The 9,130-nt window shown below is 71.2% G+C and carries 9 protein-coding genes; 3 read left to right on the top strand and 6 right to left on the bottom strand.

The features are described from left to right. From ACO1X9_RS15060 to mtrA, 6 genes are all read right to left on the bottom strand, one after another. Positions 1-911 (bottom strand): preprotein translocase subunit SecA (locus ACO1X9_RS15060; protein WP_486351666.1); only part of this gene is annotated, 911 nt, incomplete at its 3' end. 115 nt (positions 912-1,026) lie between these two features. Continuing rightward, the gene (gene hpf / locus ACO1X9_RS15055; RefSeq protein ID WP_486351665.1) at positions 1,027-1,692 is read right to left on the bottom strand and encodes a ribosome hibernation-promoting factor, HPF/YfiA family; all 666 of its coding nucleotides are present in this window, start codon (positions 1,690-1,692) and stop codon (positions 1,027-1,029) included. A 95-nt stretch (positions 1,693-1,787) separates the two neighbouring features. After that, positions 1,788-2,441 (bottom strand): ComF family protein, encoded by a 654-nt coding sequence (locus ACO1X9_RS15050; RefSeq protein ID WP_486351664.1) that lies wholly within the window; start codon positions 2,439-2,441, stop codon positions 1,788-1,790. Positions 2,442-2,504: 63 nt separating this feature from the next. Beyond that, positions 2,505-4,154, bottom strand: coding sequence for an LpqB family beta-propeller domain-containing protein (locus ACO1X9_RS15045; RefSeq protein WP_486351663.1), 1,650 nt, complete (start codon positions 4,152-4,154; stop codon positions 2,505-2,507). Further along, on the bottom strand, positions 4,151-5,737 hold the full coding sequence (mtrB, locus tag ACO1X9_RS15040) for an MtrAB system histidine kinase MtrB (RefSeq protein WP_486351662.1): 1,587 nt from the start codon (positions 5,735-5,737) through the stop codon (positions 4,151-4,153). The genes ACO1X9_RS15045 and mtrB overlap by 4 nt, the downstream gene beginning before the upstream one ends. 16 nt (positions 5,738-5,753) lie before the next feature. Then, the gene (gene mtrA / locus ACO1X9_RS15035; RefSeq protein ID WP_486351667.1) at positions 5,754-6,434 is read right to left on the bottom strand and encodes an MtrAB system response regulator MtrA; all 681 of its coding nucleotides are present in this window, start codon (positions 6,432-6,434) and stop codon (positions 5,754-5,756) included. Positions 6,435-6,508: 74 nt separating this feature from the next. Here mtrA and ACO1X9_RS15030 point away from each other — a divergent pair, with 74 nt between their 5' ends. The 3 genes from ACO1X9_RS15030 to ACO1X9_RS15020 all read left to right on the top strand — a co-directional run. Further along, on the top strand, positions 6,509-7,711 hold the full coding sequence (locus tag ACO1X9_RS15030; protein WP_486351661.1) for a glycerophosphoryl diester phosphodiesterase membrane domain-containing protein: 1,203 nt from the start codon (positions 6,509-6,511) through the stop codon (positions 7,709-7,711). Continuing rightward, complete coding sequence (locus ACO1X9_RS15025; RefSeq protein WP_486351660.1) at positions 7,708-8,433, top strand: DUF4129 domain-containing protein; 726 nt, start codon at positions 7,708-7,710, stop codon at positions 8,431-8,433. Before ACO1X9_RS15030 ends, ACO1X9_RS15025 begins: the two co-directional genes overlap by 4 nt. After that, positions 8,430-9,130 (top strand): DUF4350 domain-containing protein (locus ACO1X9_RS15020; protein ID WP_486351659.1); only part of this gene is annotated, 701 nt, incomplete at its 3' end. The genes ACO1X9_RS15025 and ACO1X9_RS15020, both read left to right, overlap by 4 nt.

Genomic DNA, 9,130 nt, shown 5'->3' with positions numbered 1-9,130 from the left:
TTCTTGAACAGGGCCTTCGCCTTGATCGAGTTGTTGAGGAACGAGATGAGGGGTGTGTTGGCCGACTCGTAGAGGTTGTCGATGCCGAGATAGTCTTCGACCTTCTCGATGCCGGGCTCGAGCACGCCGACGGTGCGCTTCTTCTCGTCGCCCTCGTAGTCTTCGCCCTCGATGAGGCGCTTGGCGACGTTCGCAAACTCACCGAACCAGCGGTTCGCCTCGCCCGACGCCGGTCCCGAGATGATGAGCGGCGTGCGCGCCTCGTCGATGAGGATCGAGTCGACCTCGTCGACGATCGCGAAGTAGTGGCCGCGCTGCACCATGTCGGCGGTCTGGCGCGCCATGTTGTCGCGCAGGTAGTCGAAGCCGAACTCGTTGTTGGTGCCGTAGGTGACGTCGGTCGCGTACTGCTCCCGACGCTCGGCGGGAGTCTGGCCGGCCAGGATGCAGCCCGTGGTCATGCCGAGCGCGCGGAAGACACGACCCATGAGCTCGGACTGGTACGACGCGAGGTAGTCGTTGACCGTGACGACGTGCACGCCCTTGCCTGCGATCGCGTTGAGGTAGGCGGCGGTCGTCGCGGTGAGGGTCTTGCCCTCACCGGTCTTCATCTCGGCGATGTTGCCGAGGTGGAGTGCGGCGCCGCCCATGAGCTGCACGTCGAACGGGCGGAGACCGAGGGTGCGCTTCGCGGCTTCGCGCACCGCGGCGAAAGCCTCGGGAAGGAGGTCGTCGAGCGACTCGCCGTCGGCGAACCGGTCGCGGAACTGCGTCGTCTCGCCGCGCAGCTCCTCGTCGGTGAGATCGGTGAAGGCGTCTTCGAGGTGGTTGATCGCCTCGGCGTAGCGCTTGAGGCGGCGCAGGGTACGACCCTCGCCGACGCGGAGGACTCTCTCCAGGACGTTGGCCACGAACTCTCCTTCAGGATGCGGGCTCGGGTCGGCCCGCCGTTACCGGCGTGTGACCTGTCAAGCGTAGTAGCCCCGTCCTGGGAGGACGGGGCTACCGGGTTTCGCTGAGCGCGGACTAGCGCCGGCGCCGCTTCGCGACCTCGTCCGCCTCGGCGTCGAGGGAGATCGCCCCGTAGTGCCAGCCCTTGCGGCGGTAGACCACGGAGGGGTTGTCGGTCGCCGCGTCGATGAAGAGGAAGAAGGGATGCCCGACGAGCTCCATCTGATCGACCGCATCCTCTTTCGTCATCCGCTCGGCCGGGAAGACCTTCTCGCGGATGACGACGGGGCTCCACTCCGCCTCCTCCTCGTTGTTGTTCTGCACGGGCACCTCGCCCGTCGCGATCGCTTCGAGCACCGCCGTGCTCGCGGGCACGAGGTCGGCGACCTTGCCGTTGCTCGTCGCCTGCCCGAGCGACTCGGGGCGGCGGGCACCCCGATGGATCTTCTTGCGGTCTTTCGCCTGACGTACCCGCTCGAGCAGCTTCTCGTGCGCGAGGTCGAACGCGGCGTACTTGTCGCCCGCGGCCGCCTCGGCCCGTACGACGGGGCCGGGGCCGATGAGGGTGAGTTCGACGCGATCGTCGCCGGCGGTGCCGTTCGTCTCGTGGTGTCGGATCACGCGGATCTCGAGGGCCAGCGCCTTGTCGGCGAGGTGCGCGATCTTCTCGGACTTCTCGGTGGCGTAGTCCTCGAAACGATCCGGGATCTCGACTCCACGACCGGTGATGGTGATGTCCATGGCACGCCCTCCTCCTGAGATCTGGCTCATTGCCCCGGAGCCAGGTCGCTCCGGGAGCGCCTTTGGCCCCACGCTAGTCGCGGCCCTGCCGGAAGTCACGGTTTGAAGCTGGGGGTTCCCGATGAGAGTGCGTCGCGACGCGGAGTGTGGGCCAGAACCGCGGCTCCGACCACCTCGGCCCCGCCCTCGCGGAGCACCTCCGCTGCGGCAGCGAGTGTCGCCCCGGTGGTCAGCACGTCGTCGAGCAGCACGACGCGGAGCGCGGCGACGGGTCGGGCGAGCGCGAACACCCCCTTCAGGTTGCGTGCGCGGTCGCCGACACCGAGGCCCTTCTGCACGGCGTGCGGCCGAGCTGCGGCGAACAGCGGCGAGAGCCGGATGCCCGCGCGGTTCGCGAGGACACGCACCGGTTCGTAGCCGCGACGGCGACGGGCGGCCCTGGTCGACGGTACCGCGGCGAGCACCGCTCCGGGCTTTCCTGCGAGCGCCGTCGTCACGCCCGACGCGAACGGCCGTGCCAGGTGCGCGGCGAGCACCGTCGATCCCTGCTCTTTGAGCGCCAGGAGAGCTGCGCGCGGCACGCCGTCGTACCGCAGCGACGAGGTGACGAGCCCGACACCCGCGACCTCGCGCGTGGCGACTCTCTCCGACAGCTCGGCGGCACAAGGAGGGCAGAGCACTCGACCCTCGATGCCGCAGCCGACGCAGGGCACGGGGAAGAGGGAGGCGAACGCGCCGGCGACGGACATGGCGCCAGCGTGCCTCGCGGGCCGACCGGAGGTGCGGCCGCCGCGACGACCTGGGGACGGCGTCTACTGCTGGGTGCCCAGGAAGGACGCCTCGAAGCCCGCCGGAGTCCAGCCGCCGACCGTGGTGGGACGCAGCACGACCCCGGCGGAGGTGAGCACCCGCAGCCCGAGTTCGCCGGTTCCACCGACGATCGCGACGCCGTCCTCCGCGACACCGAGACTCTCCGCAGGCCCGCCGAGCGTCAGCAGCTGCACGCCGGTCTCGCCGCCGACGGCGACGAGGGCGGCGACCCGCTGGCCGTCCACCCAGGCGATGTCGATCACGGTTCCGGACGGCCGCAGATCGAACGGCGTGTGCAGCGCGACAGGCGCGAGCTCGGCATCCCGCTGAACGCCGATCGCGAACAGCCTCGACCCCTCGGCCGTCTCGAGCGCGACGAGCAGCCTCGCGCCGTCCCGCGAGAGCTCGATCGCGGTGACGCTGCCGTCGGCACCGATCGGCACGGAGCGCGCGACGCCATCGCCGCCGGTGGCGATCAGCCCTGCGGGGTCGTCGGACGGCACCGTCCAGACGAATCCGAAGGGGTCGACCGTCGGGGCGATCACCCTCGCGCGCGCGTCGACGAGAACCGGCTCCTGACCGCCGCGCACGACGCTCACACCGGCGGCACCGAGAACGGCGAGCACGTCGCGTTCGCGTGACAGAGACACGGCCTGGGCGCCGAGCTCGTCCGCCAGCAGCTCGATGCCCTCGATCGGGCGCGTCCCATCGGGGGTGAGGATGCGGACCGCGCCGTCAACGCCCCCGATCAGCTCCCGCACGCCGAGGCTGCGTTGCGGGATGCTCTCCGCGGTGGCGGGTGCGAGCGCGAGCCCGCCGGCCGTCACCACGACGTCGGCGGCGCTCACATTGCCGACGGAGGTGAGGCTCGCGCTGAGCTGCTGGATCATGCGGAGCTGGATCAGGGGCGACTCCGCCCGCACCTCGGCATTGAGTGTGACCTCCACCCCCGACTCGACAGGCACGGCACTGGCCGTCGTTCCCTCGGGGAACGCCGATTGCAGCACCCCGGCGCCGAGCCACTCGCCCTGACCCTGCACGAGCTCGGAGACGATGCGATTGGTGACGCGCGGCGTGGGGAACCAGTGCACCTCGGGGACGAGGTAGCGGTAGGACGGGTCGAAGAAGTAGAGCGCGTACGAGCGGAATGCCGCGCCGAAGCCGTTCGAGGAGAGCACCGTGCCGGGCGGCGGGGTGAGGATGCGCTGCTCGCCGTCGACCTCGGTGAGTTCGAAGGTCAGCGTCTGCGTCGTCGCGAGAGGGAGTGCGACGTAGCGGCCGTGCTGGTCGACCTCCGCGACGACGACGACGCTCACGTTGAACGTGCCGGGGTCGACCTCGACCGGTGGCCCGATGCTGGAGGCGACGAGCACCCGCTCGATGCCGCTCCAGACGACACCCGGCGCGAGGTACTCCTGCGCGGTGGCGTAGTTGTTCTGTGGACCGCGTCCCGCGCGGAGGAACCCTTGCACGATCTGCGCGGCGCTCTGCCCCGGCTGCGGGCGCTCCGGGAGGGCGATCGTGTCCACCTCGTCCGGTCCGGCGTCGATCTGCTCGCTCTGGACCCCTCCCGAGGTCGGGATCGACACGCAGCCCGCGAGCAACACCGCCGCCAACGCCGCGAGCACGCCGAGGCGCTCCGGCCGCCTCACGCGTCCACCTCCTCGGGTGGGAGACCGAGCGGCGACGCGGTGAGCGGCTCGCCGCGCCGTCGGGGCAGGGTGAGCCGGAAGCAGGAGCCCTCATCGGGCTCCGACCACACCTCGAGCGAGCCGCCGTGCACCGTCGCGTCCTCGAGCGCGATCGCGAGCCCGAGCCCGGTTCCGCCGGTCGACCGCTGACGCGACGGGTCGGCCCGCCAGAACCTGTCGAACACGTGCTCGAGGTCGGCGGCCGACATCCCGATGCCGTGGTCGCGGACGGCGATCGCGATCGCATCCGTATCGCTGTCGACGTACACGTCGATCGGGCGGCTCTCACCGTGGTCGATCGCGTTGCCGAGCAGGTTCTGCAGCACCCGACGGATGCGGCGGGCGTCGACGTCCGCCTCGAAGTAGCCGCCCGGTGCGATGAGCCGGATCTCCGTGTCCTTCTCCGACGCGAGAGGCTCGACCTGCTCGATCGCGTCCTCGACGAGGCGCACGAGGTTGGTCGGCTCGAGTTCGAGCTGCACGGCACCCGCGTCGTAGCGGCTCATCTCGAGCAGGTCGGCGAGGAGCGTCTCGAAGCGCTGCGTCTGGGCGTGGAGCAGCTCGGCCGTGCGGGCGGTCGCGGGAGGAAACGCGGCGCGCTGGTCGTACAGCACGTCGCCGGCGAGGCGGATCGTCGTGAGGGGCGTGCGCAACTCGTGCGAGACATCCGAGACGAACCGCTGCTGCACGTGGGAGAGGTCGGCGAGCTGCCGGATCTGCCGCTGCAGGCTGTCGGCCATCCGGTTGAACGAGCGCGCGAGGGTGGCGACCTCGTCGTCGCCGGTCTCGGGCAGACGCGACTCGAGCTCGCCGTGGGCGAGCCGCTCGCTCGCTTCGGCGGCGACCCGCACCGGGCCGATGACGAGGCGTGCGACGAGGTACGCCACGGCGCCGATGAGGAGCACGAGCGCGAGCCCGCCGACCAGGAGCGTGCGCTGCACGAAGTCGAGCGTCTGCTGGCTCTCCCCGAAGTCGTAGGCGAAGTAGAGGCCGTAGAGCTCGTTGCCCGGCAGTCGCAGCAGGGCGCCGACGACGACCCCCGGCGACGTCGCGTCCCCGGATGCGGGGAGAGCGACGGACTGCCAGGATGCGACGTCGGGCTCGCCCTCCTCGACCGCGGTGCGCAACTCGGCGCTCAACGGCATCTCGTCGGGCGAGTTCGCTGACAGCTGGTCGATGAGCGACGCCGGGCCCTCCTGACCGCGCACGCGGTACATCGCGACCACCGGTCGCGTCGAGACGTTCCCCGCGATCGTCTCGAACGCGTCGTCCTGCACGAGTTCGAGGTCGGTCGTGGTGCCGCTCTCGGCGGCGACGTCGAACACCTCCTGCGCGGCGACGGTGGCGCGACCCGCCTCCGCCACGACCTGCTCGCGCATCTGATCGAACAGGTTCGCCCGCACGCTCGTGACGATGTAACCGCCGACGGCTGTGACCGCGATCGCGGACAACGCGAGCGTCAGCGCGATGGTGCGCAGCTGCAACGAGCCGCGCCACAGACGTACCGCCCGGTCGAGCCAGGCACGCCAGTCGAACCGCAGCATCAGGTGGCGGATCCGGTCAGGTGACCGCGCCCGCGCGATAGCCCACGCCGCGCACGGTCGTGACGATGCGGGGGTTGTCGGGGTCGTGCTCGACCTTCGCGCGGAGACGCTGCACGTGCACGTTCACGAGTCGCGTGTCGGCCTTGTAGTGGTAGCCCCACACCTGCTCGAGCAGCATCTCCCGGGTGAAGACCTGCTGCGGCTTGGTCGCGAGCGCGAGGAGCAGCTGGAACTCGAGCGGGGTCAGGTTGATGCGCAGCGATCCGCGACGCACCTCGTGCCCGGCGACGTCGATGAGGAGGTCGCCGATCGCGACGGTCTCGCTGTCGGCGGCCGGGGTGGGGCGCAGCCGGGTGCGCACGCGCGCCACGAGCTCTTTCGGGTTGAACGGTTTGACGACGTAGTCGTCGGCGCCGCTCTCGAGACCGCGCACGACATCCGTCGTCTCACCTTTCGCGGTGAGCATGATGATCGGCACACCGCTCTCGGCGCGAATCTGTTCGCACACCTCGATGCCGTCGATGCCGGGCAGCATGAGGTCGAGCAGCACGAGGTCGGGGTTGTCCGCCCGGAACGACGCGAGGGCCGCGGCGCCGTCGGCGGCGAAGGTCGGCTCGTACCCTTCGGCGCGCAGCACGATGCCGATCATCTCGGAGATGGCGGTGTCATCGTCGACGACCAGGATGCGGGCGTTCATGGTGGGCACCAGAGTAGTCCAGGGTGCTGGGCGTGAGAACATGAGCACGAGTCCGTGACAGGGAAGAGGACCGAGTGACCGACAGCGGATCTGCGGCGCAGCCGGTCGCGTCGCCGTGGTCCGCGCCCGGAGCGCCGGCGGCCGGTCCGGCCCGAGGAACCGTGTTCGGCGCGACGGGATCCCCGCTCGCTCCACCAACGGGTCCCAGCCTCGACGGCTCGGCCCCGGTCGACGCGCCCGTGCGTCCGCGCACCGTGTGGACTCCGCCGCCCAAGCGCGGGCTCCTGCCGCTGCGTCCCCTCGCCTTCGGCGCGATCCTGGGGGCTCCGTTCCGGCTCCAGCGCCGTGCGCCGCGCACGACGCTCGGCCCCGCGCTCGTGGTGAGCCTCGCGACGACGGCACTCGCCCTGCTCCTCCAATGGCTGCTCGTGATCGGTCCGCAGGCGGCGCTCGACGCCTCCTACTACCAGGACTACGCGATCGCGTCGAACGTGCTCGGTGTCACGGGTGCGATCGCGTGGTGGATCCCGCTCGGACTCGCCTTCGCCGCGACCGCGCTGCTCGCGGGTCCGGTCGTCATCTCGGCATCCCGGAGCCTCCTCGCGGAGCGCGTCTCGTTCCGCGGCGTACGGTGGCGACTCACCGGCCGGCTCGGAAGGCTCGTGGCCTGGGCTGCGCTCATGCTGCTCACCGCGGCGGCGGTGCTCGCGCTCGCCGCGGCGCTTCCGCTGCTCGTGTCGGTGAGCTCGATGATGGGCGGCTTCTTCGCCTTCCTGCTCGGGTTCGGCGAGATCATCCTGATCGTCTTCCTCGGCGGCTACCTCGCCGCGCGACTGGGCTTCACGGCCCACGTGATCGCGATCGAAGGCCTCGGGATCGGCGGCGCGATGCGCCGCTCCTGGCGGCTCACGCGCCGGTCCGGCTTCCGGCTGTTCGGCGCGACGCTGCTCATCTGGATCATCGTCGGGCTCGGCACCTGGGTCTTCACGGTGCCGGTGGGGTGGGCGCTCGATCTCGGTGTGAACCTGATCTTCCCGAACGGCGCCGACGCGGCGCAGGCCGAGCTCTATGGGGCGGTGCGCACCGTCGTCGTCACGGCGGTCGCCGCGATCGCCGGTGCCTTCGGACTCGTCGTGCAGACGGTGACCGCCGCGCTCCTCTACCTCGATCAGCGGATGCGCGTGGAGGGGCTCGACCTCACTCTCGCGCGGTACGTCGACGACCGCCAGCGCGGTGCGACGGTCGGCGACCCGTTCCCGGGTGGAGGCGCGCGATGAGCCGCGCCATCCCGGTCGACGTGCCGGTCGACCCCGACGACGAGGAGGCCCGGCGACTCCTCGAGGAGGAGTTGAACCGCGCCGACGCGCCCCCCGAGGAGCCGCCGAGCTGGATCGAGGACTTCCTCGACTGGTTGCGCGAGCTGCTCGGCAACAATCAACCGGCCGGCGAACCCACGGTCGGATTCGACGCCGGTCCGACGGTCGGCATCATCATCGCCGTCGTCCTCGTCGTCGCGCTGCTCGTCGTCGCGTTCGTGATCTTCGGGGTGCCACGGCTGCGACGGCGCAGCAAGGTGACGGGCGACCTGTTCGGCGAGGACGACGACCGCAGCTCGGCGCAGATACGCTCCGCCGCCGACCAGGCCGCCGCCGACGGCGACTTCACGTCGGCCGTCGTCGAGGTCTTCCGCTCGCTCGCGCGCGACCTCGCCGAACGGGGTGTCGTGCTCGCGTTCCCCGGCACGACGGCGCAAGAGTTCGGGCGGCGCGCGGGCGGGGTCTTCCCGGACGCGCGCGAGCGGCTGCTCGACGCCGCCGAAGTCTTCGACGGGGTGCGCTACCTCGGGCGCGCGGGCACCGAAGAGCAGTGGCGACGGATGTCGGAACTCGCCGCGGAGCTGCGGGCAGCCCGCGCTCCACTGGCGCCGAAGGCCGCCGCCGCGTTCGGGCCGCTCGACGAGACGACCGACGCCGGCGACACCGCCGGGGTGAGCCGATGAGCGTCGCGACCGCGCCCACCCCACCGGCGGCCCCGTCGTCTACGCCCGAGCGGCGCAGCCCGGTGCGCGGCATCCTGCTCGGCGTCGCCATCGGCGTCGTCTTCGTGCTCGTCGCCGTCGTCGTCTATGCCGTCACGCGTCCGCAGGAGCGCGAGGCCGACTACCTGTCGCCGACCTCGGGCAGCCCGGCCGGCTCGCGCGCCCTCGTCGCGGTGCTCGGCGACCAGGGCGTCGAGGTCGACTCCGCGACGACGTTGCGTGACGTGCGCGAACTCGTCGAAGATCCCGCGCAGACGACGCTCCTCGTCTTCGACTACTACCTCGTGCTCGGCTCCGACCAGCGCCGCGAGCTGCTGGAGCTCGCCGACCGCGTCGTCGTGATGGAGCCCTGGGACGACGAACTCGCCGACTTCGCCCCGGGCGTGGTGCTCGGTGAGGGCGCCGACATCCTCGGGTCCCGGCTCGAGACCGACTGCGAGCTGCCCGCCGCGGTGCAGGCGGAGGCGGTGGATGCCTGGGCGACCTCGTACGACGTCGCGGACGCCGAGAACTCGATCGACGGCTGCTTCGCCACGGGTGACGACGAGTTCGCGGTGCTGCAGACGCGCACTCGCGGAGCCGACGTCACGATCGTCGGCGTCAGCGGCGCCTTCACCAACGGCGACATCCTCGAGGCGGGTAACGCCGCGTTCGCCCT

This window comes from Pseudolysinimonas sp. (assembly GCF_057350545.1).
The sequence above is the reverse complement of the archived record's forward strand: the minus strand, read 5'-3'. Positions and strand labels throughout refer to the sequence as shown.